A 21,969-nucleotide genomic window follows, 5' to 3' on the forward strand; every position below is an offset into this window, starting at 1 on the left:
ACGCCACCACGACGGTTGCGCGGCCCGCGGTTCAGCGGGCCGGCAGCTCGTCGGCGGCCACGGCGTCGCGCGAGCCCATCGGCTGCTCGGGGCCCCGGGTGGTGTCGCGTGCGGTCTGCTTCTCGGTCTCGGCGTTGACCTCGGCGCCCAGCAGGATGATGTACGCGGTCAGGTACAGCCACAGCATGAGCACCGCGACCCCGGCGATGGCGCCGTAGGTCTCGCCGTAGCTGCCGAAGTTGGAGACGTACAGGCTGAACGCGATGCTGCCGACGATCCACAGCACCGTGGCGACGACCGCGCCGAGGCTGGCCCAGCGCAGCTTGGGGTCGTCGCGGTCGGGGGCGAACCGGTAGACCACGGCGAGCGCGGCCGCGACCAGGACCACCAGGAGCACCCAGCGGGCGACCTGGGCCAGCACGGTCCCGACCACGCCCAGGCCCAGGCCGTCCAGGACGGGCGGCACGACCGCCACGAGGCCGACGGACAGGATCAGGAACACGATGGCGCCCAGCGTCAGCGCGAGGGCCAGGGCCCGGACCTTGACGAAGCCGCGCGACTCGTCCTCGTCGTAGGCCACGTTGACCGCCTTGACCAGGTTGGCCGTGCCGCCGGAGGCCGACCACAGGGCCAGCAGGACGGAGACGACCAGGGCGAGGCCCAGGCCGGAGTCCTGGCTGGCGACGTTCTCCATCTGGACCGTGATGATCTCGGCGGCCTCGGACGGCAGGCCCTCGGTCAGGCTCTCGGCCTGAGCCGTCGCGTCCTGCGACCCGACGACGAGCCCCCAGACGCTGATCAGGGCGATCATGGCCGGGAACAGGGCCAGGAACGCGAAGAACGCCACACCGCCGGCGAGCATGGGCACGTTGTCGGCCTTGGCCTCGGCCCAGGCCCGGCGGACGACCTGCTTCCAGCCCGCCGCGGGGATCTCGGACGGCCGGTCGGCGTCACCGCCCGGCAGGCCGGCCGCGCGTCGGTCGTCGGTCGTCGTGCGGGTCGCGTCGCGGCTCATGACCGGTCGGTACCCGCGGCGCCCACCGTCATGCGGCGCGTGGGCACCGGCCCTGCCGGCGCCGCCGCGGCCCGGGTGGGCCGTTGTGTGCCGGCCGGCACAGAACGACCCGCCCGGGCGCAGCAGGCTCCCCGTGAGGGGAGGTGGGGCGGATGTTCTTCTGACTCAGTGCGAGTGCTCGAACGGCCAGCCCGAGCCGTTGCGGAGGACCCGGTCGGCGCGGCTGCGGCCGGGCCCGGGCCGCACGTCCGGTCCCGCGCCGAAGCGCCACGGCGAGGTGTAGGCGAGCGCCAGGTTGTTGCAGGGGTGCCCGGCCGGCCCCGGCTGCGCGTTGGGCCGCGCCGGGTCGGCCACGCGCAGCACGACCCAGTCGCCGTCGGCCGCGTCCAGGCGCACGGCGAAGCGGACCAGACGCGAGTCCCGGCCGCCCGGCATCACGACGTCCTCGACGTGGACGACCTCGGGCACGTCGGTGCCCGGGCGCAGCACCTGGATCTGCACGGGGGTGCCGGCGAAGGCCTCGCCGCGGTCCAGGTCGACCACGAAGCGGACCGGGGCCCCCGGGCGGGTCCGCTCCAGCCGCCCGCCCATCTGCACGCCGTTGGCGGTGGCGTCCAGGCGCAGCCCGCGCAGGTTGGTGGCGAAGAACCGCCGCGCCAGCATGGCCTCGCGCACCCCGGCCCGGGTCAGCTCGCACGTACAGGCCCGCTCGGCCCTTGCCGTCGGGCTCGCCCCAGCTCGTGCCGTGCTCGTCGGTCACGCCGAGCAGGCCGACGTCCCAACCCGCGTTGAGGCAGGCGGTCAGCGGGGACGGGAAGCCGGCCGAGTACTCCTTGAACAGGTAGTCCTCCTCGCGGTTCATGATCTCCATGCTGACGATCCGCTCGCGGACCCGGTCGTCGTAGGCGAAGTCGTCGAACACCAGCGGCTCGCGGTTGGGGTGGTTGAACCCTGCGATCCCGTCCGAGCCGCCGCCGACGCCCTGCGCCGCGGGGTCGGCGAGCAGCCAGTCGTACAGGCTCTCCATCCCCCGGTCCCGGCTGGCCCGGACCCCGGCGACGACGGCCGCGACCTGCACGGGGCTGAGGCCGAGCTGGGCCAGGGCGCCGGCCAGCAGCGGGACCGACAGCCCGATGCCGACCAGCTGGGCCTCGGTGATGCCGTCGGTGAGCAGGGCGTCGATCCAGCGGCTGGTGAACCACACGTTCATGTGGCCCAGCGCCGGGCTCGACCACTCGAACCCGGACACCGCCGTGAACGACCCGTCGACGTCGTGGGCGTCGGCCAGCGCGCGGGTGTTGGCGAAGCCGGCCTCGTCCAGCCCCAGCAGGGACCGGCACTCGTTGCGCCCGCCCGGCGCGGGCGGCGGGAACAGCGCGCAGGCGTCCCCGGGCACCGAGTAGGCGGCCACGCTGTGGTCGGTCAGCGCGGCCACGTCGAGGCCGGCGTCGCGCATCGACCCGTAGGCCTCCTCCGGCAGGCCGGCGGCGTCGGACTGCAGGGAGTGGTTGTGCAGGTCGGCGTGGACCAGCCGGGTGCCGCGGGTGACCCGCGACTGCCGTGACGTCGCGAACTCCGCCCGCGGCCCGAGCGGGGCGGCGAGCGCGTGCGCCGGGGCGGCGGCCACCAGGGCGGAGGCGGCAACCCCGCCGTGCAGGACGGCACGGCGGGACGGGTGGTGGTCGTGGGTCATGGGGTCCTCCGGGGTCGGGCCGGACGCGACGACGCGTGCGGTCCCCGGCATGCTCGTGGGCCCAGGTGTACGCCGGGCGAGCGTCGGGTGACCGCCAGGTGTCGGCCGTTGCGTGCCGCCCGGCACAGACGGCCCGGGTCCGCGCGCTCAGGCTGGTCCGGCAAACGTGGAACCGGCCGGGACGTCCCCGGCCCGGACCGAGGAGGTCACCATGGACCCGCTCGCGCACGTCCCGGGCGCCGGTGCGCCCCCGCTGGTCGGGCACTCGCTGCAGTTCCTGCGCGACTGCCACCGGCTGATGGACACCCGGCGGGCCCGCTACGGCGACGTCTTCCGGACCGAGCTGCTCGGCCGCACGGTCGTGGTGTTCCTGACCCCGCAGGCCACGCGCGAGATCTACCTCGACCCCGACCAGGTGCTGTCCAGCGAGGGCGGCTGGTCGACCAGCATCGGCCCGCTGTTCCGGCGCGGGCTGATGCTGCGCGACTTCGAGGACCACCACGTGCACCGCCAGGTGATGCGGCAGGCGTTCGGCCGCGCGGCCATCGCCGGGTACGTCGAGGCGATCCACACCGTGACCGACCGGCACCTGGACGCGCTGCCGGCCGGCCCGTTCGACGTGTACCGGCTGATGAAGCGGCTCACCCTGGACGTGGCGGCCGAGGTGTTCGCCGGCGCCTCGCTGGGCGGGCAGGCCGAGACCGTGAGCCGGGCCTTCGGCGACGCCATGGCGGCCGCGCTCACGCCGTTCCGGCTGCGGCTGCCCGGCACGGCGTTCCACCGGGGGATGCAGGGCCGCCGCACGCTGGAGCGGGTGTTCGGCGACCTCGTGGTGCAGCGGCGGCAGCAGGCGCCCCGGGCCGACCTCCTGTCCCGGCTGGCCCACGCCACCACCGAGACCGGTGACGTGCTGGCCGTCGACGAGGTCGTCGACCACATGGTGTTCCTGATGCTGGCCGCCCACGACACGACCACCTCGACGCTGGCGGTGCTGCTGTGGCAGCTGGCCCTGCACCCGGACTGGCAGGAGCGCGTCGTGACGGAGGTGCGGGCGCTGGACGGGGAGCCGGTGACCCTGGCGAACCACACGCGCCTGGTCGACACCACGCTGGCCATGCAGGAGGCGCTGCGGCTGAGCCCGCCGGTGCCGTTCTCGCCGCGGGTCGCCACCCGGGACGTCGTGCTGGACGGGGTGCCGGTGCCGGCGGGGGTGGCCGTCACCCCGGCGAGCATGACCCTGCACCGGCACCCGGACTGGTGGAGCGACCCGACCCGCTTCGACCCCGCACGGTTCGCCCCCGGCCGGGCGGAGCACACCCAGCACTCCCACCTGTTCGTGCCCTTCGGCGGCGGGGCGCACCTGTGCATCGGCCACCACGTCGCCGAGCTCGTCGTGAAGACCGTGGTCGCGCGGCTGCTGGCCCGGCGCCGGCTGGTCGCGGACCCGGACGCCGGGGTCGTCCTGCAGCCCGTGCCCATCCCCCGGCCCCGCGGCCCCATGCTGCTGACCGTCACCTGACCGGGCGCCGGCTCGTCAGGGCGCGTCGGCCGCCGCCACCGCCGCGCGGACCAGACCGGCCGCGTAGCGGCGTTGCAGCAAAGGCACCGCGGGCCCGGCCAGCCCCGCCCACCACCGGGCGGGCCGGCTGAAGGCCACCACGACGAACCGGACGGCGCCGTCGGCGCCGCGCCGGACGGCGAACGCCTCCTCGCCCCGGAACGGGTGCCCGGGCAGGGTGCCGTAGCCGAACCCGACCAGGTCGGGCCGTCGGGCCAGCCACACCACCCGGCACGGCGCGCTAAGCGCGAGCGGCCCGGGCGGCCCCAGCCGGCTGGTGACCTCGGCCCCGGCCGCCACCGGCCCGTCCACCCGCAGCCGGGTTCCGGCGTCGCGGTGCAGCTGCCACCGCAGCAGCCGATCGCCCAGCCGGGCCAGGTCGGTGCCCTCGGGCAGCCGGCCGGTGACGAGCAGGTGCCGGTAGCCGGGCGGCAGCACCCCGCGCGGGTCAGGATCCCGGTCGGCGCCGGCGTCCACGGTGGGCCGGGTCGCGCCGACCTCGGGGTAGGTCAGCCCCCCGTCCCCGACACCCCGGACCCCGCTCACAGCCGGGCCTCGCCCCGCCGGACGGCCGTCCACGCCAGCACCCCGCACAGCCCGAACCCGACCGCGTTGCCGACGCCGTGGGTCAGCACCATCCAGTCGATCGGCAGGTGCGGCAGGCCCGTGGCCCGGCCGACGGCCCAGCTGAGGGCCAGCAGCATGGTCACCGGCAGCAGCACGACCGACCCCACCAGACCGCGTCGCGGCCAGAGGCCGTTGACCTGCGGGCCGACCCGGGTGAGCACCAGCGCGGCCACGGCCCACATCCCGGCGCTCAGCACCACGGTGCCCAGCAGCTCGACCCACGCCCCGAGGAAGTGGCCGACCGCCACCAGGGCCGTACCGGCCGGGACCGTCCACGCCCCCAGCCGGGCCCAGCCGGAACCGGCCACGTGCCGGTGGACCAGGGCCGCGACCAGCGCGGCGACGAAACCGGCGTAGTGCAGGTGGGGGCTGGTCAGGGCCAGGATCTCCAGGTCGAAACCGAACAGCTCCACCCCGGCTCGCTCGGCGACCAGCGCCACCGCCGCCACGGCCGGTGACACCAGGGCCGCACCGACCGCGACCTCGCCGGCCAGGCGGTCCGCACCCAGCCCGCCTCCGGCCCGGACCCGGCTCACCACCGCGAGCACCCGGGCCACCGCGCAGCCCACCAGCACCAGCGTGGCCAGCAGGTAGACCGTGGCCAGCCCGGCGGCGAGCGGTCCCCGGGGCAGCCACAACGGGACCGCGCAGGCCAGGCCCAGCACCGGCCAGGCCCGGGCCAGCGGTCGCAGCCCGGGCGCGTCGACCAGGCGCAGGCCCAGCGGCAGCAGCAGCACCGCCCCGACGCCCACCACCAGGGCGACGACCGCCTCGGCCGCGGTCACGGACGGGACCCGCGGCCGGACCGCTCGGCGGTGGCCTCGTCGGTCTCCCGGGTGGCCGGTCGGGACGGGCTCGTCGTGCGGGACGGTCTCGGTGTGCGCCCCGGGCGGTGGGTGTCGTCGGGTCTGGTCATGCGTCCTCCTTGTTGAACACGTTCAGATTCGAACGTGTTCAACTTACCCCCTGGGCCGCTGGGGCGCTGTGACAGGGTTGTCGGGTGCCCGATCAGACGTCCTCCGGACCGGTCCGCACCCGCGAGCGCGTTCTCGCCCCCGACCTGGCCCGCGGCCTCGCCCTGCTGGGGATCGCCCTAGCCAACTGCGTCGTCTACGTCTCCGGGCGCGAGGTCGGCCCGCTCCTGCGGCCGGTCGACGGGACCACCGCCGACCGCGCCGTCGACACCGTGGTCGGGCTGTTCGTCGACAACCGGGCGTTCCCGATGTTCACCATGCTGTTCGCCTACGGCTTCGTCATGATCCTGCGCCGGCAGGCGGCCGCCGGGGTGCCCTGGCCGCAGGCGCGCAGCGTGCTGCTGCGCCGCTCGGCCTGGCTGGCGGCGTTCGGAGCCGCGCACATGCTGCTGCTGTTCTTCGGCGACATCCTGCTGACCTACGGGCTGCTGGGGGCGGCCCTGGTCTTCGCCCTGCGCTGGAGCGACCGCGTACTGGTCCTGGTCGGGGCGGCGTCGTTGGTGGTGTTCGTCGGCCTCGGCGCGCTCGACGGCCTGGGTGGGGAGCTCGCCTCGCTCGGTGGCCAGCCCACGTCGCAGACCTTCCTGGGTGACCTGGGGCTGCGGCTGCTGACTTTCGTGGGCACGGTGCTGGGCGCCCCGATGTACGTCATCGGCTTCGCCCCGGCGGCGGTCGTCGGCGTCCTGCTCGCCCGCCGGGGCGTGCTGGAGGACCCGACGCAGCACCTGCCGCTGCTGCGGCGGCTGTCGGCCGGTCTCGTCGTCAGCGTGCTCGGCGCCCTGCCGCTCGTGCTCATGGCGACGCAGGTCATCGACTACGGCCCGGTCACCTCCGCCCTGGCCGGGATGCTGCACGGCGGTACCGGGCTGGTGGGGGCGGCCGCGTTCATCGGCCTCGTCGGCTGGTTCGTCGGGGCCCGGCAGCAGCGCGCGGCCCGGGCCGGCCGTGACCTGCCCGCCCGCCCTCGCGGTCCGGTCGGGGCGCTGGCGGCGGTGGGTGAGCGGTCGCTGACCTGCTACCTGCTGCAGTCGGTGATGTTCGTGCCGCTGCTGTCGCCGTGGGCCCTGGGCCTGGCGGACGGGGCGGGCACCGCGCCGGTCTCCGCCGTGGCGGTAGGGGTCTACCTGGTGACGCTGGTGGTCGCGGTGGCGCTGGACCGGGCCGGCCGACCGGGTCCGGCGGAGCAGCTGCTGCGCCGCCTGGTCTACGGCTCGCGGACGTCCGCCGCGCCGGCCGCGGGGGTGCCGGCGCCCTGACCTCGGGGCATGCGGCGCGGGTGCCTCAACGCAGCAGCAACCGGAAAGGTTTCACTTCCGGGGGCTCGGGTACTCCGAGTGCGGCCTACGGGCCACCCCGCCGTCCCGCTGCGGCTGGGGACATCTCAGCAAGGAGCAGCACATGGGAATCATCGGTTGGATCATCCTCGGCCTCATCGCCGGCCTCATCGCCAAGGCGATCATGCCCGGCAAGGACCCGGGCGGCATCATCGTCACGATCATCATCGGCATCGTCGGCGCGCTGCTCGGCGGCTTCCTGGCCTCCGCCATCTTCAGCGTCTCCGTCAACGACGGGTTCTTCCAGCTCAGCACCTGGATCTCCGCCATCGTCGGCGCCCTGATCCTGCTGTTCATCTACCGTCTGGTCACCGGCCGCAAGGCCCGCGCCTGACCGACGCACCTCGAAGCCCCGGCGACCTCACGGTCGCCGGGGCTTCTTCGTACCCGGGAGTCCTCCGGCCGGCTCAGCCGTGGGCCATGTCCCCGAACCGCGAGTAGTGGCCCTGGAAGACCACCGTGATGGTGTCGGTGGGGCCGTTGCGGTGCTTGGCCACGATGAAGTCGGCCTCACCGGGGCGGTTGTCCTTGTCGTAGGCGTCCTCGCGGTGCAGCAGCATGATCATGTCGGCGTCCTGCTCGATGGCGCCGGACTCACGCAGGTCCGCCATCTGGGGCTTCTTGTCGGTGCGCTGCTCCGGACCACGGTTGAGCTGCGAGATCGCGATGACCGGGACCTCGAGCTCCTTGGCCAGCAGCTTGAGCGCCCGCGAGAACTCGCTGACCTCCTGCTGGCGGGACTCCACGCGCTTGCCCGAGCTCATCAGCTGCAGGTAGTCCAGCACGACCAGCTTGAGGTCGTTCTGCTGCTTGAGCCGCCGGCACTTGGCCCGGATCTCCGGCATGGTCATGTTGGGCGAGTCGTCGATGAACAGCGGGGCGTCGTTGGTCTGGCCCAGGACGCGCGCGATCTTCTGCCAGTCGTTGTCCTGCAGCTTGCCCGTGCGCAGCGCCTGGAGCTTGATGCCCGCCTCGGCGGAGATGAGCCGGGTCGAGATCTCCGAGCGGCTCATCTCCAGCGAGAAGATGACCGTGGCCATGTTGTTGTGGATCGCCGCGGAACGTGCGATGTCCAGCCCGACCGTCGAGTTGTGCGTCGGGACCATCGAGCGGGTGGCCAGGTACAGGTGCTCGTCGTTGTCGACCTGGACGCAGCGGACGGGCACCGCAGGGACCGGTCGCACGTCGACCACGTATCGGCGCCGCAGGCGCGGCGAGCCGGGGCCGCGGCGCTGCTTGTGGACGAGCTGCTTGCGGCTCAGCCGGAACACCTCGTCGGGAGTGGTGAAGTTGACGATCCAGCAGGTCGACGTCGCCTCCGAGCGGCCGTTCACCCGCCGTGACGTGACGCCGCAGCGGTAGCCCAGGCTGACCACGAGCTCGCGGAACGACTCCGCCAGCCGCGCGTCCGCGACGGCGAACTGGACGCTGCCGGTGTTGGTGACCGTCCCGTCGGAGTCGAGCAGGCCGGCGAGCAACGCCCGGCGCTGGCGTTCGCTGGCCCGCAGGTACGCGTCCGGCACGTGCTTGTCACCCAGCACGCCGATGCGGCGCAGCAGGGCGGTGAAGGTGCCGTGGTCGGCATGGCACGCGGCGCACCGACGCAGGCCGCTCGACGGCTCACCGCAGTCGGGGCAACGGGGGGTCGACAGCGACGGGTCGGCGGGCACGCGCCCGCCGCAGGACCGCCCGCACGTGCGCACCTGCGACGTCCCCGGCACGAATGCGCGCCCGCACACCGCGCACGAACGCTGGGCGACCGCAGGCTCCGCCGCCAAGCGCACGGTGTAGCCCATGTGGCCCGAGGGTCGGAGCCGGAGGCCGGTCCCTTCCAGGTGCATGACGATCTCGGGGTCCGCGGTCGTGACCCGGGCTCCGGCGGTGTGCCCGTCACCGAGCCACACCCCGAGGACGTACGGGTCGACGGCCAGGTCCGCGTCGGGCAGCTCGAGCGGACGGGCAGTGTCGACCGAGTGGTTCGCCCGACGCGCCACCCCTGGGTGGAGCAGGGTCCGGGCCATCTCCTCCGTGGTGCGGACGGCCGCGGTCGCCGTGCCGCGACGCGACGCCCGGGTGTCGGTGCGCCACTGGTGCAGGGCGTCCGCCACGACGCTGGTGCCGTCGTCGAAGAGGACCTGGAAGCACGGGCGATCTGTCATCACGTCGGTGGCGGCGACGACACGGGTCGGTCGCCCGGCCGCATCGAGCAGGTGGTCGCCGACCTGCACCCGCCCCATGGTGGTCCAGCCGCCGGGCGTGGGCAGGGGCGTGTCGAGGGCCAGCGCCTTGCCCATGGCCGGCCTGGCGGCGATGACGATCATCTGGCCGGGATGCAGCCCGTTCGTCAGCTGGTCGAGCTCGCGGAAGCCGGTGGGCACCCCGTTCATGCCCTCGGGGCGGGCCTCCATCTCCTCCAGCTCGGTGACGGTGTCCTGCATGACCTCCGACAGCGGCCGGTAGTCGTCGCGGGCCTGGCGGTCGGTGACGGCGTAGACCTCGGACTGGGCGAGGTTGACGATCTCGTCGACGTCGCCGCCCTCGCCGGCGTAACCGAGCGTGGCGATCTTGGTGCCGGCCTCGACCAGCCGCCGCAGGATGGCCTTGTCGCGCACGATGCGCGCGTAGTACGCGGCGCTGGCCGCGGTCGGCACCGTGGCGACCAGGGTGTGCAGGTACGGCGCGCCGCCGACCCGGTTGAGCTCGCCCCGGCGACCCAGCACGTCGGCCACGGTCACCGGGTCCGCAGGCTCGCCGCGGCCGAACAGGTCGAGCACGGCCTCGTAGATCATCTCGTGCGCGGGACGGTAGAAGTCCGCGCCCTTGAGGTTCTCGCTGACGTCGGCCACGGCGTCCTTGGACAGCAGCATGGCGCCCAGGGCGCACTGCTCGGCCAGCACGTCCTGCGGCGGCATCCGCTCGAACCCGCTGGGACCGCCCTGCTGGGCCAGACCCCGGCCCGACAGCTCGAGGTCGGTCGACGACTCCGCGATGCTCAACGCTCCACCCCACTCCCTGGACTGCACCCGGAGCGGTTCCCGGGTGAGTACCGAGGTGTAGCGCGGACCCCGGACAGAGCCGGACGCTAGGCCCCCCGGGGCCGACACGCCAAGCCCGCCGCGGTGAGTTGTCCACAGGTCCTGTGGACGGGGTGGGGACAGTCGGCCGACGATCATGAGCAACCGCAGGACACGCTGTCCACGCCTGTGGACGCAACTGTGGACGACGCGCCCGGGATGCACGGCCTTCCAGCTGGTGAACCGCCTCTGACCTGCATGGACGGCGTCTGACAGGGTGTGGAGGAAAAGTTGTGGAGGGTGACGGGTGGATGAACGCACCGGATCGGCCGCATGTCGGGCGACCACCGGCCCTCAGGGGCTCGCAGGTGGTAAGGGCGGCCCGGCCCGCCCGCTGGCTCGGTTGTCCACAGCCTTGTCCACATTGTTGACGATGAAAGTTGATGGCGGCCCCGCGGACCGCCGGAGGGCCAGGTGAGGCGCCCGGACGCGCAGGCGCGGGAGATCCTGGCGCTGGCCGTCCCCGCGCTCGGCGCGCTGGTGGTCGAGCCGCTGTTCCTGCTCACCGACACCGCGATCGTCGGCGCGCTGGGCACCGACAGCCTGGCCGGCCTGGGGCTCGCCTCGGCCGTCCTGTCGACGCTGGTCGGTCTGTTCGTCGTGCTCGCCTACGGGACGACGGCGTCGGTGGCGCGCCGCCTGGGCGCGGGCGACCGCGCCGGGGCGATCGGGGTCGGGCTGGACGGCACCTGGCTCGCCCTGGTGGCGGGCCTCGTGGTGGCCGCGGTGGGGGCGGCGTCGGCGCCGACGGTGGCCACGGTGTTCGGGGCGGCGCCGGGGGCCACGGACGAGGCCGCCGTGTACCTGGGGATCTCGTTCCTGGGCATCCCGGCCATGCTCGTCGTCCTGGCCGCCACCGGCGTGCTGCGGGGGCTGCAGGACACCCGGACCCCGCTCGTGGTGGCGACGGTCGGTTTCACGTGCAACGCGCTGCTGTCGTACCTGCTCACCCACGGACCGGGGCCGCTGCCGGGGCTGGGGATCGCGGGGTCGGCGTGGGGGACGGTCGTCGCCCAGCTGCTGATGGCCACCTGGCTGGTCGCCCTGGTCGTGCGGGGGGCGCAGCGGTACGCCGTGCCGCTGCGCCCCCACGCGCGCGGCATCAGGCTGGCCGCCGTCGCCGGGGTGCCGCTGCTGCTGCGGACCGTCACCCTCCGGGTCGCGCTCCTGGTGACAACCTGGGTCGCGGCCGGCACCGGTGGCGAGTCCCTGGCCGCCCACCAGGTGGTGTTCACGGTCTGGACCTTCGGCGCCTTCGCCCTCGACGCGCTGGCCATCGCCGCGCAGGCGCTGACGGGGCGCAACCTGGGCGCCGGGGACGCCGCGGGCGCCCGCCGCACCACCCGCCGGATGGTGCGCTGGGGGATCGGCGGCGGGGTGGTGTTCGGGGTGCTGCTCGCCGCGGGGTCGCCCTGGCTGCCGGCGCTGTTCTCCGACGACGGCACCGTCCGGGCCGCGGTCACCGCCGGGCTGCTCGTGGTCGGCCTGACCGCCCCGCTGGCCGGTTACGTGTTCGTCCTGGACGGGGTGCTGATCGGGGCCGGGGACGGCCGGTACCTGGCCGTCGCGGGGCTGTGGGCCCTGCTCGGCTACCTGCCGCTGGTGGCCGTCGTCCCGCTGGCCGGGCTGACGGGCACCACCGGCCTGGTGGCCCTCTGGGTCGCCTTCGCCGGCGGCTTCATGGCCGCACGCGCCCTGACCCTGGGGCTGCGGGAGCGGTCGGGGCGCTGGCTCGTCCTCGGCTCGGACTGAGCGGGACGACGGAGCGGGACGACGGAGCGACGAGACGACGGAACGGGCGGCCCCGGTGGTCCGGGACCGCCCGTCCGGGCGTTCAGGTGGTTCGGGTCGTGCCGGGGCCGGGTCAGGCCGCGACGACGTCCACGTCGATCGACGCGGTCACGTCGGCGTGGAGCTTGACCGTGACCGTGTAGGTCCCCAGCGACTTGATGGGCTGGGGAATGATCACCTTGCGGCGGTCGATGGACGGACCGCCGGAGGCGACGAGCGCCTCGGCGATGTCGCCCGGGGTGATGGCGCCGAACAGACGACCCGAGTCACCGGCGCGGGCCGTGAGCGTGACGGGGTGCTGCTGCAGGGTGGCGCGGACCTGCTGCGCCTCCTCGATCGTCGCGATCTCACGGGCCTTGCGGGCCGTGCGGATCGACGTGACCTGCGCCTCGACGCCCTTGGTCCACGGCGTGGCCAGGCGGCGGGGGAGCAGGAAGTTGCGGCCGTAGCCGTCCTTGACGTCGACCACGTCGCCGGGCTCGCCGAGCCCGGTGACCTCCTGGGTGAGGATCAGCTTCATGTGAGTTCCTCTCCTCAGCGGCCGGCGCTGGAGTAGGGCAGCAGGGCCATCTCGCGGGCGTTCTTGATCGCCTGGGCGATCTGGCGCTGCTGCTGGACGGTCACCCCGGTGACCCGGCGGGCGCGGATCTTGCCCCGATCGGAGATGAACTTCCGCAGCAGGGCGGTGTCCTTGTAGTCGATGTACTCGACCCCGGCGGTCTTGAGGGGGTTGAGCTTCTTCTTGGGCTTGCGCAGCACCGGCTTCTTGGCGGCAGCCACGGTGTCTCCTCTACGTCAGGTGCCGTTCGGCCAGCTGGCCGGACGGACGGGTGTCACGAACATGAAGGACGAGGTGCTCGACCTCAGAAGGGCGGCTCGTCGTCGCCGCCGGAGTAGCCACCAGCGGCAGGACCGGTCGCCCACGGGTCGGCGTAGCCGCCGCCCTGGTTGCCACCGGCAGGGGCGGCCGCGGGGGCGTTGGACCAGCCACCGCCACCACCCTGACCACCCTGCTGCTGGGCCGGCTGACCGCCGCCGAAGCCACCGCCGCCACCGCCGGAGCGCTGGGTGCGGTTGACCTTGGCGGTCGCGTACCGCAGCGACGGGCCGATCTCGTCGGCCTCCAGCTCGATGACGGTGCGGTTCTCGCCCTCCTTGGTCTGGAACGAGCGCGACTTCATGCGCCCGGTCACGACGACCCTGGTGCCCTTGGTGAGGGACTCCGCCACGTTCTCGGCCGCCTCGCGCCAGATCGAGCAGCGCATGAACAGCGTCTCGCCGTCCTTCCACTCGTTGGACTGGCGGTCGAACGTGCGGGGCGTGCTGGCGACGGTGAAGTTGGCGACCGCCGAGCCGGACGGCGTGAACCGCAGCTCCGGGTCACCGGTCAGGTTGCCTACCAGCGTGATGATGGTCTCTCCGGCCATGACGGCCTCCTCAGCGGGAGTCGGGGCGGATGAGCTTGGTCCGCACGACCGACTCGTTGAGGTTGAGCTGGCGGTCCAGCTCCAGAGCCGGCGCGGGCTCGGTGGACATGGTGACCACCGCGTAGATGCCCTCGTTCTTCTTGTTGATCGGGTACGCCATGCGGCGGCGGCCCCAGATGTCGATGTTGTCCACCGTGCCGCCGTTGTCCTTGATGACGGTCAGGTAGCGCTCGAGGCTCGGGGCGACGGTGCGCTCCTCGAGGTCCGAGTCCAGGATGATCATGAGTTCGTACTGACGCATCGTGCTTACCCACCTCCTGTGGTCTGTCGGCCACGGTCGGTCCGTGGCAGGAGGGTGTTGCGTCGGTGCCGGCTGGCGACCCATCGGGGGCCGGGCAGGCACAAACGCCGATGGTACCGCCAGCCGCGAGGTCAGGTGAACCGCACGACGACCCGGTCCTCCAGGCCCCACAGGGCACCCGCCGCCGGGTCGTGGCCGTCGGCGTCGCGACGGACCTCGTCCGTGCCCGGCTGCCGGCCCAGCTGCCACGCCTGCCAGCCCAGCCAGGCCACGGCCAGCAGCCGCAGCACCATGAACGCGGCGTAGAACCCGGCGGGCAGGGCCCGGTCGGCCTCGCTCAGCCCCACCAGGTACTGCCAGACCGCCACCACGTACAGCGCCTCGGCCGCCCACCACCACAGGTGGTCGCGCCAGCGGGGGACGGCCAGCGCGGCCCACGGCAGCAGCCACAGCGTCGCCTGCACCGGGACGGTCTTGGCCACCAGCAGGGTGCCGACCAGGAGCACGAGGACCACGACCGGCAGCCGGGGGGCCAGGGGGGTGGCCAGCACCCACACCGCCACCGCGACCACGACGGCGACCGTCAGCACGGCGGTGATGACCGACGACTGCGGCCCGGTCAGCCCGCTGATGCCGGGGACCTGCTCGTCGGCGAGCAGCCGGGGCACCAGCAGCAGCGACCCGTAGCCCGGCTCGGCCGCCCACCAGGTCCGGGCCGGGGCGGTCCAGGCCTGCGGCGACAGCAGGGCCATCGGCAGGTTGAGCGCCGCCCAGGTGAACGCCGCCGCCGAGCAGGTCACCGCGACCTCGCGGACCCGGCCGGCGCGCACGGCCAGCAGCAGCAGCGCCAGCGCCACCAGCACGACGTGGAACCGGGCCGCCACGGCCAGGCCCAGGACCACCCCGGCCAGCAGCGGCCGCCCCCGGGCCCACACGGCCACGGCCACGACGCCCAGCGCGACGCCGAGGAGGTCGAAGGAGACCAGGCCGGACAGCACCACGACCGGGCTCACCGCCAGCAGGGTCGCGTCCCACGGCCGCCGGCCCGACAGCGACACCACGGCCAGCACGGCCAGCACCAGCGCGCCCGCGGTCACGACGGCGTACAGGTCGAGGAACACCCGGGGCCCGACGTCGGCCACCGTGGCGGTCGGACCGGCCCCCAGCAGCTCCGACAGGCCCTGCAGCGGGGCGACCAGCAGGGCGAGCAGGGCGGCCAGGTAGACCGTCAGCGCCGGCTGCGCGAGCCCGTCCGAGCCCGCCGGCTCCAGCCCCAGCAGGCCGGCCGGGGTGCCGCCGAGCGTGCCGTACAGCACGGCCACGTCGGAGTAGCAGGTGTGCACGAACTGACCGGGCGTGGTCCAGCCCTGCGAGCGGCAGTGCTGGGTGCGCAGCACCGCGAGCAGCACCGTCAGCAGCGAGACGAGCGTCAGGACGCGGCCGGCCCCCCACCAGGGGTGGCCGGGCTCGGCCACCCGGCGCCCGGCCGGCCCGCCGAGCACCGGGCTGGCCCACCGCGCGAAGCGGTCCTCGCGGGTGGGCGCGGCCACGCCCGGTCGGCTCACGGCACCGGGAGGCTGGGTCGGGGCGTGACCCGGCCACCCTGCACCGGCGCGTCCGCCGCGTCGCTGGGCTCGGGCTCGGGCGCGACCGTCGGCGGCTCCGGCTCGGGCTCCGGCTCCTCGGACGGCGGCTCGGGCTCCGGCTCCGGCTCCGGCTCGGGCGCCTCGGTCGTGGGCTCCGGCTCGGGCTCCTCGGTGGTCTCGGTCGGGGTCGGCGTCGGCTCGGGGGTCGGCTCGGGCTCCGCGGTCACGGTGACCACGGGCGGCTCGGGCTCCGGCTCCGGCTCCTCGGGTGCGGGGGCCACGGGCGCGCTGGTGCGCGGCGCCACGTCGACGGGCTCGGGGAACTCGAGCACGTCCTCGCCCTCGAGCGCCCCGGCCATGATCGCGGTCCAGATCCGGGCCGGGTACGACCCGCCCGTGACCGTCCGCGTGCCCGGGATGTCGATGGTCTCGGCCTCGCCGTCCTCACCGGTCTGGTAGAGCGCGACGGCCGACACCAGCTGCGGGGTGTAGCCGATGAACCAGGCCGAGCGGGCGTCGCTGCTCGTGCCGGTCTTGCCGGCCACCGGCCGGTCCAGCGCCTGCGCCTCGCGACCGGAGCCGCGCTCGACCACCTGGGTCATCGCGTAGGTCGCGTTGGCCATCACGTCGGGGTCGAACACCTCCGAGCCCGTGGTGTCCGGCTCGAAGAGCACCTCGTCGTTGGGGGCGGTGACCGAGGCGACGACGTGCCACTCCCGGCGCACGCCCTGGGCGGCGAACGTGGTGAACGCCTGCGCCTGGTCGATCACCCGCGGGGACGACGCACCGAGCACGTTGGACACGAAGTCCTCCAGCCCGACGGTGTTGTCGGGCAGGCCGGCCCGGACGGCCACGTCGCGCGTGGCCTCGGGACCGACCTCCTCGTTGAGCTCGACGTAGGCGGTGTTGACCGAGTTCGCCGTCGCGTCGACCAGGTCGACCGTGCCGTAGTTCGTGCCGCCGAAGTTGCGGACCGGGGTGTCGCCGTAGCTGTCGAAGTACCGGCCGCTGTTGCCGTCGAAGCGCTCGGTGAGCGGGATGCCCGCCTCCAGGGCGGCGACCAGCGTGAACGGCTTGAAGGTCGAGCCCGCCTCGGCGATCCCGGCGGTCACCGAGTTCTGCTGCTCGGTCAGGTCCTCGCCGCCGTACATCCCCCGGACGGCGCCCGTCTCCGGGTCCAGGGTCACCGCACCGACGCGCAGGCCCGGGGACAGCGGCTCCCCGCCGGTGTCCTCGTCGTCCGGCATCTCCTCGGCGACCCCCGCCTCGACCGCGTCCTGGACCTCGGGGTCGAAGGTGGTGACGACCTGCAGGCCGCCGGTGTCGATGGCGGTCTCGTCGTAGCCGAGCTCGACCAGCTCCTCGCGGGCGGCCTGCAGCAGGTAGCCGCGCGGCCCGTCGTACAGGCCCTCGCTGCTGCTCTCGACCGTCTCGGGCAGCTCGAGCGCGTCGGCCTCCGCCTGGGTCAGCGCCTCGGTGACGACCAGCCCGTCGACCACGTAGTCGAAGCGCTCCTGGGCGGCCTCGGCGTCGACCCGCGGGTCGTAGCGGTTGGGCGCCGGCAGCACCCCCGCCAGCAGGGCCGACTGCTCGACCGTCAGGTCCGCGGCGTCCACCCCGAAGTAGGCCTGCGCGGCGGCCTGCACCCCGTAGGAGCCGCGACCGAAGTACACGGTGTTGAGGTAGTCGGTGAGGATCTGGTCCTTGTCCAGCCGGCGCTCGACCTTGAGCGAGATCAGGATCTCGGTCACCTTGCGCTCGACGGTCTGGTCCGAGGTCAGGAAGTAGTTCTTGACGTACTGCTGCGTGATGGTCGAACCACCGCCCGCAGGCTGGTTGATGACGATGCCCCAGGCCGCCCGGGCGATGCCCGTCGGGCTGATGCCCGGGTTCTCGTAGAAGGTCCGGTCCTCGGCGGCCACGACGGCCTCTCGGATGGTGTCGGAGACGGCGTCGGCCTCGACGATGGTCCGGTCCTGCGCGGCGAAGCGGCCGAGCTCGGTCTCGCCGTCGGCGTAGTAGATGGTCGTGGTCTGCGCGAACACGGCGTCGTTGGGGTCGGGGATGGACGTCCGGACGTAGGCCAGGGCCACGGCGGCGATGCCACCCAGCACGACGACCAGGGCGGTGACGCCCAGCACCTGGAACGTGCGCCGCAGCCAGCGGCGCCGTTGCTTCGGGGCCGGCGACGACGGACCGCCGGACCCGCCCGTCGGGCGCGCGCCGGAGCGCGCCGGGCGTCCCCGACCAGGGGTCGAGGGCTCGGGGAAGAGAGGGCGATCGGGTCCAGACATCGCCGACCAGTATGACCGGGCGGAGTTGGCGGTCGTGACGGCGAGCGCCTACTGTGCAGCGCGACGACGTATCGAGCCGATACATCGCGCCGACACCAGGGACGGAGCAGGGTGCCCCGCCGGACCGACGTGATCGAGCTCGCCGTACTCGGCGTCCTCGAGGACGCGCCCATGCACGGCTACCACCTGCGCAAGCACGTGACCGCCCTGCTCGGCCCGTGGCGGGCCGCGCTCAGCTTCGGCACGCTCTACCCGACGCTGCGCCGGCTGCAGGCGGGCGGGTACGTCCGGGCCCAGGGCTCCCCGGTGGCCGCGGCCGGCGGCGTCACCCCGACCAAGGTCGTCTACCAGGTCACCGAACCCGGCCGGGCCCGCTTCCGGGAGCTGCTGGCCCACCCCGGGGCGGCGCTGGGCGACGACGACGCGTTCGGCGTCAGGTTCGCGTTCTTCGCCCGGCTGGCCCCGGCGGACCGGGTGCGCGTGCTCGAGCAGCGCCGCGCCCGGCTGCTGGACCGCCTCGAGCACGCCCGCGGCCGGGGCTGCGCGGAGCCCGCGGATTCCCGCGACCCGTACCGGAGGGCCTGGGCGCAGCGCGGTGTCGCCTCGGTCGAGGCCGAGCTGCACTGGACCGACGCGCGCCTGGCCGCCGAGCGCGCAGGCGTGGACAGCCCCTCCACCGGGTAGCAGCCCCCGACGCACCCGCAGACCACCTGAAGACCACCCGAACCGCACCAGCACCCCGCACCATCCCCACGACCGGGTCACCGGTCACGAACAGGAGACAACGCATGGGTTCCATCCGTCTCGCCGTCGTCGGCGTCGGCAACTGCGCCGCCTCGCTCGTCCAGGGCGTCCACTACTACGCGGACGCCGCGCCGGACACCGAGGTCCCCGGCCTGATGCACGTCGAGTTCGGGAAGTACCACGTGCGCGACATCGAGTTCGTCGCCGCGTTCGACGTCGACGCCAAGAAGGTCGGCTTCGACCTGTCCGAGGCCATCGGCGCCAGCGAGAACAACACGATCACCATCTGCGACGTGCCGCCGCTGGGCGTCACGGTCCAGCGCGGCCCGACCCTGGACGGGCTGGGCAAGTACTACCGGGAGACCATCGAGGAGTCCGACGCCGAGGCCGTCGACGTGGTCGCCGCCCTGCGCGCCGCGAAGGCCGACGTCCTGGTCTGCTACCTGCCCGTCGGCTCCGAGGACGCGGCCAAGTTCTACGCCCAGTGCGCCATCGACGCGGGCGTCGCGTTCGTCAACGCGCTGCCCGTGTTCATCGCCTCCGACCCGGAGTGGGCCGCGAAGTTCACCGCGGCCGGCGTCCCGATCGTCGGTGACGACATCAAGAGCCAGGTCGGCGCCACCATCACCCACCGGGTGCTGGCGCGGCTGTTCCAGGAGCGCGGCGTGGTGCTGGACCGGACCTACCAGCTCAACGTCGGCGGCAACATGGACTTCAAGAACATGCTCGAGCGGGACCGCCTGTACTCCAAGAAGGTCTCCAAGACGCAGGCCGTCACCAGCAACGTCGACCACGACCTGGGTGCGCGCAACGTGCACATCGGGCCGAGCGACTACGTGCAGTGGCTCGACGACCGCAAGTGGGCCTACGTCCGGCTCGAGGGCCGTGCGTTCGGCGACGTCCCGCTGAACCTGGAGTACAAGCTCGAGGTCTGGGACTCGCCCAACTCCGCCGGCGTCATCATCGACGCGGTCCGCGCGGCCAAGATCGCCGCCGACCGCGGCCAGGGCGGGCCCGTCATCGCCGCCAGCACGTACTTCATGAAGTCCCCGCCCGAGCAGAACCCCGACGACGTCGGGCGCACCATGCTCGAGGCGTTCATCCGCGGCGAGTGACACCGCCGGCCGGCCGGGAGCCCCGCGAGGGCTCCCGGCTGTCCCGGGTCTACCGGCACTCCCTGACCCGGTTCCTGGTCTTCAGCGGGATCGGGCTGTCGTTCGACCTGACGGTGCTGGCGCTGCTGGACACGTTCACGCCGCTGCCGTACCAGGCCAGCGTGACCATCGCGTTCGTCCTGACCTACTCGCTGAACTTCATGCTCAACCGCTGGTTCGCCTTCGACGCCGCCCACGGCCGGGTCGCGGGCCAGCTGGGCCGGTTCCTGCCGCAGGTCACCGCCGACTACCTGCTCGTCGTGTTCGGGGTCACGCTGCTGGTCGAGCTGGGCCTGCCGCTGCTGCCCGCCCGCGTGCTGTCGGCGTTCACCAACGCCGTGCTCGACTACTGCGCCTACCGCTGGTGGACGTTCCGCGACGGCGCCGGCGGGGGCGGGGTGCCCGGTCGGGGCCACGAGGTCGACGGGCCGCACGACCCGGACCCCCGGCGGACGACGCCCGCGTGAGCCGGACCAGCCGCACCGGGGGCTTCGCCGAGGTCCTGCGCTCGAGCCCCTACCGGCGCCTGCTGTCGGTCCGGCTGGCGAGCCAGCTGGGCGACGGCGCGTTCCAGGCCGGGCTGGCCAGCTTCGTGCTCTTCAACCCCACCGAGGCCCCCACGGCCCCGCTGGTCGCCGGGGCCCTGTCGGTGGCGGTGCTGCCCTTCACCGTGGTGGGCCCGTTCGCCGGCGTGCTGCTGGACCGCTGGTCGCGCCAGCGGGTGCTGCTGGTGAGCAACCTGGTCCGGGTGGTCCTGGTCACGCTGGTGGCCGGGGTCGTGCTCGCCGGCGGGGGCGCGTTCACCGGGGGCGTCCTGGTCGCGCTGTACGTGCTGGTCCTGGCCACCCTGACCGTCAACCGGTTCCTGCTGGCGGGGCTGGGCGCGGCCCTGCCCAAGACCGTCCCGGCGCGGCTGCTGGTGCCGGCGAACTCGATCACGCCCACGCTGGGCACCGGGGCGTTCGGCACCGGGTTCGGCCTCGGTCTGCTGGTCCGGCTGCTGGTGGGCGCGGCGCCCAGCACCGACGCGGCGGTCCTGCTGCTGGCGGGCGGGCTGTTCCTGACTGCGGCGCTGCTGGCCCTGCGCATCGACCGCCGGGCCCTCGGCCCGGACGAGCGGACCGCGGCCAGCTCGACCGAGGCCGTCGCCGCGGTCCTGCGGGGCCTGCGGGAGGGAGCGGTGCACGTCTGGCACCGACCCGCCGCCCGCAACGCCATCGCCGTGGTGGGGGCGCACCGCTTCGCGTTCGGGCTGTCGACGATCGCCACGTTCCTGCTCGCCCGCGGCTACCTGTCCGACGACGTGGACGTGGGCCTCGGGATCCTGGGCCTGGCCGGGGGCGCCGCGGCGGCGGGGGCGCTGCTGGCGGCCGCGGCGACCCCGACCGCGACCCGGTGGCTGGGCGCCCTGCCGGGGCGGCGGCGGTTCGGGCTGGGCGGCCTGGACGCCTGGGTGGCCGCCGCGCTGCTCGTAGCGGCCGGAGTCGAGGCCCTGTACACGCTGGGGGTGGCGGTCTGGTCCCTGACCGCGGGCGCCCTGGTGCTGGGGCTGTGCGGCCAGGTGGTCAAGATCGCCGCCGACACGCACGTGCAGACCGGCGTGCTGGAGTCGGTGCGCGGCCGGGCGTTCGCCTTCTACGACGTCGTGTTCAACGCCGCGTTCATCCTCGCCGCGGCCCTGGGGGCGCTGGTCATCCCCGACGACGGCTACTCACGCCTGCTGTACGGCGCCATCGCGGCGCTGTACCTGGTGACGGGGCTCAGCTACGTCCGCGTGACGCGCCGGGCCGGACCGGTGGCCCGCGAGGGCCGCCCCGGCCGGGTGGCTCAGGAGTAGCGGCCGAACACCTGCACGCCCCACAGGCGTCCGCGCGAGTCGACGACCCGGCCGATGCCGACGCTGGAGAAGTTGCCCAGCATGTTGGCGCGGTGCCCGGAGCTGTTCATCCACATCGAGTGCAGGACGTCCTCGGGACGGGAGTGCCCGGCGCCCACGTAGCCGACGTTCTCCGCGGCGCTCATCCAGCCCGAGGGGATCTGCGAGCTGTAGCGGGGGTTGTGGCGCAGGCTGCCGGAGCGGGCGAGCTCGGCGGCCCAGGCCTGGGCCACCCTCGCCAGCGACGTGGCCCGGTACAGCTTGCGCCGCCCCGCGCGGACCCGCGAGACGTCCAGGCTGTTGTACATCCGGGTGACCCCGGCGGCGGCCGGGGCCGCCGTCAGCAGGGACCCGGCGCCCAGCGCACCCAGCGTGAGCCCGCCGGTCAGCAGGGAGCGGCGGTCGAAGGCGGACGTGGTCGGCTCGGCGGTCTCCATGCCCCGACCCATCGGCACGGGCGCCGGGAGCCTTGAGGAGACGACGAGTCCTGCATCGCTACGTGTTTGTCTTAGCACGGAGCG

Annotated in this window: 21 protein-coding genes; 9 read left to right on the forward strand and 12 right to left on the reverse strand. The window is 74.0% G+C overall.

Annotated features, from left to right (window positions below; all coding sequences use genetic code 11):
- Positions 1 to 31 precede the first annotated feature (31 nt).
- On the reverse strand, positions 32 to 1,015 hold the full coding sequence (locus tag SJY06_RS02155; RefSeq protein ID WP_380164168.1) for a YihY/virulence factor BrkB family protein: 984 nt from the start codon (positions 1,013 to 1,015) through the stop codon (positions 32 to 34).
- A gap of 165 nt (positions 1,016 to 1,180) precedes the next feature.
- A complete protein-coding gene (locus SJY06_RS02160) occupies positions 1,181 to 1,690 on the reverse strand; it encodes a hypothetical protein (protein WP_380164170.1) in 510 nt (169 codons plus the stop codon).
- A 70-nt stretch (positions 1,691 to 1,760) separates the two neighbouring features.
- Here SJY06_RS02160 and SJY06_RS02165 point away from each other — a divergent pair, with 70 nt between their 5' ends.
- Both SJY06_RS02165 and SJY06_RS02170 read left to right on the forward strand, forming a co-directional pair.
- Entirely contained in the window at positions 1,761 to 2,579 is an 819-nt protein-coding gene (locus SJY06_RS02165; RefSeq protein ID WP_380164172.1) for a hypothetical protein, read from the forward strand.
- A gap of 340 nt (positions 2,580 to 2,919) precedes the next feature.
- Entirely contained in the window at positions 2,920 to 4,227 is a 1,308-nt protein-coding gene (locus SJY06_RS02170) for a cytochrome P450 (RefSeq protein WP_380164174.1), read from the forward strand.
- Between the two features lie 15 nt (positions 4,228 to 4,242).
- Here the strand turns inward: SJY06_RS02170 and SJY06_RS02175 are convergent, their stop codons facing one another.
- Positions 4,243 to 4,812: a DUF1990 family protein gene (locus SJY06_RS02175; protein ID WP_380164176.1), complete on the reverse strand. Its 570-nt coding sequence runs from the start codon at positions 4,810 to 4,812 to the stop codon at positions 4,243 to 4,245.
- On the reverse strand, positions 4,809 to 5,678 hold the full coding sequence (locus tag SJY06_RS02180; RefSeq protein WP_380164178.1) for a YndJ family protein: 870 nt from the start codon (positions 5,676 to 5,678) through the stop codon (positions 4,809 to 4,811). Before SJY06_RS02180 ends, SJY06_RS02175 begins: the two co-directional genes overlap by 4 nt.
- Before the next feature lie 215 nt (positions 5,679 to 5,893).
- Here SJY06_RS02180 and SJY06_RS02185 point away from each other — a divergent pair, with 215 nt between their 5' ends.
- The gene (locus SJY06_RS02185) at positions 5,894 to 7,123 is read left to right on the forward strand and encodes a DUF418 domain-containing protein (protein WP_380164180.1); all 1,230 of its coding nucleotides are present in this window, start codon (positions 5,894 to 5,896) and stop codon (positions 7,121 to 7,123) included.
- 142 nt (positions 7,124 to 7,265) lie between these two features.
- Complete coding sequence (locus SJY06_RS02190; RefSeq protein ID WP_380164182.1) at positions 7,266 to 7,535, forward strand: GlsB/YeaQ/YmgE family stress response membrane protein; 270 nt, start codon at positions 7,266 to 7,268, stop codon at positions 7,533 to 7,535.
- A 73-nt stretch (positions 7,536 to 7,608) separates the two neighbouring features.
- Here the strand turns inward: SJY06_RS02190 and dnaB are convergent, their stop codons facing one another.
- Entirely contained in the window at positions 7,609 to 10,197 is a 2,589-nt protein-coding gene (gene dnaB / locus SJY06_RS02195) for a replicative DNA helicase (protein ID WP_380164184.1), read from the reverse strand.
- A gap of 492 nt (positions 10,198 to 10,689) precedes the next feature.
- Between dnaB and SJY06_RS02200 the strand changes: the two genes are divergently transcribed.
- Positions 10,690 to 12,027 (forward strand): MATE family efflux transporter, encoded by a 1,338-nt coding sequence (locus SJY06_RS02200; protein ID WP_380164186.1) that lies wholly within the window; start codon positions 10,690 to 10,692, stop codon positions 12,025 to 12,027.
- 112 nt (positions 12,028 to 12,139) lie between these two features.
- Here the strand turns inward: SJY06_RS02200 and rplI are convergent, their stop codons facing one another.
- The 6 genes from rplI to SJY06_RS02230 form a co-directional block, all read right to left on the reverse strand.
- The gene (rplI, locus tag SJY06_RS02205) at positions 12,140 to 12,586 is read right to left on the reverse strand and encodes a 50S ribosomal protein L9 (protein ID WP_380164188.1); all 447 of its coding nucleotides are present in this window, start codon (positions 12,584 to 12,586) and stop codon (positions 12,140 to 12,142) included.
- A gap of 14 nt (positions 12,587 to 12,600) precedes the next feature.
- The gene (gene rpsR, locus SJY06_RS02210; protein ID WP_340293148.1) at positions 12,601 to 12,846 is read right to left on the reverse strand and encodes a 30S ribosomal protein S18; all 246 of its coding nucleotides are present in this window, start codon (positions 12,844 to 12,846) and stop codon (positions 12,601 to 12,603) included.
- Positions 12,847 to 12,929: 83 nt separating this feature from the next.
- Positions 12,930 to 13,493 (reverse strand): single-stranded DNA-binding protein, encoded by a 564-nt coding sequence (locus SJY06_RS02215; protein WP_380164191.1) that lies wholly within the window; start codon positions 13,491 to 13,493, stop codon positions 12,930 to 12,932.
- Between the two features lie 10 nt (positions 13,494 to 13,503).
- Complete coding sequence (rpsF, locus tag SJY06_RS02220; RefSeq protein WP_380164193.1) at positions 13,504 to 13,794, reverse strand: 30S ribosomal protein S6; 291 nt, start codon at positions 13,792 to 13,794, stop codon at positions 13,504 to 13,506.
- Between the two features lie 131 nt (positions 13,795 to 13,925).
- Positions 13,926 to 15,359, reverse strand: a complete 1,434-nt coding sequence (locus tag SJY06_RS02225) for a hypothetical protein (protein ID WP_380164195.1) — start codon at positions 15,357 to 15,359, stop codon at positions 13,926 to 13,928.
- A complete protein-coding gene (locus SJY06_RS02230) occupies positions 15,356 to 17,674 on the reverse strand; it encodes a transglycosylase domain-containing protein (RefSeq protein WP_380164197.1) in 2,319 nt (772 codons plus the stop codon). Before SJY06_RS02230 ends, SJY06_RS02225 begins: the two co-directional genes overlap by 4 nt.
- Before the next feature lie 111 nt (positions 17,675 to 17,785).
- On the opposite strand from SJY06_RS02230, the gene SJY06_RS02235 reads away from it, so the two are divergent.
- From SJY06_RS02235 to SJY06_RS02250, 4 genes are all read left to right on the forward strand, one after another.
- On the forward strand, positions 17,786 to 18,358 hold the full coding sequence (locus tag SJY06_RS02235; protein WP_380164199.1) for a PadR family transcriptional regulator: 573 nt from the start codon (positions 17,786 to 17,788) through the stop codon (positions 18,356 to 18,358).
- 104 nt (positions 18,359 to 18,462) lie between these two features.
- The gene (locus SJY06_RS02240) at positions 18,463 to 19,533 is read left to right on the forward strand and encodes an inositol-3-phosphate synthase (RefSeq protein ID WP_380164201.1); all 1,071 of its coding nucleotides are present in this window, start codon (positions 18,463 to 18,465) and stop codon (positions 19,531 to 19,533) included.
- The gene (locus tag SJY06_RS02245) at positions 19,530 to 20,039 is read left to right on the forward strand and encodes a GtrA family protein (RefSeq protein WP_380164203.1); all 510 of its coding nucleotides are present in this window, start codon (positions 19,530 to 19,532) and stop codon (positions 20,037 to 20,039) included. The genes SJY06_RS02240 and SJY06_RS02245 overlap by 4 nt, the downstream gene beginning before the upstream one ends.
- On the forward strand, positions 20,036 to 21,409 hold the full coding sequence (locus SJY06_RS02250; protein ID WP_380164205.1) for a hypothetical protein: 1,374 nt from the start codon (positions 20,036 to 20,038) through the stop codon (positions 21,407 to 21,409). The genes SJY06_RS02245 and SJY06_RS02250 overlap by 4 nt, the downstream gene beginning before the upstream one ends.
- Here the strand turns inward: SJY06_RS02250 and SJY06_RS02255 are convergent.
- Positions 21,400 to 21,885 carry a CAP domain-containing protein gene (locus tag SJY06_RS02255; RefSeq protein ID WP_380164207.1) on the reverse strand — a complete coding sequence of 162 codons (486 nt, stop codon included), beginning with the start codon at positions 21,883 to 21,885 and terminating at the stop codon, positions 21,400 to 21,402. The two genes, SJY06_RS02250 and SJY06_RS02255, sit on opposite strands and share 10 nt — an antisense overlap.
- Positions 21,886 to 21,969: the final 84 nt, after the last annotated feature.

The organism is Jannaschia sp. R86511, from assembly GCF_042466345.1.
Classification (GTDB): domain Bacteria; phylum Actinomycetota; class Actinomycetes; order Actinomycetales; family JBBAYJ01; genus Aquipuribacter.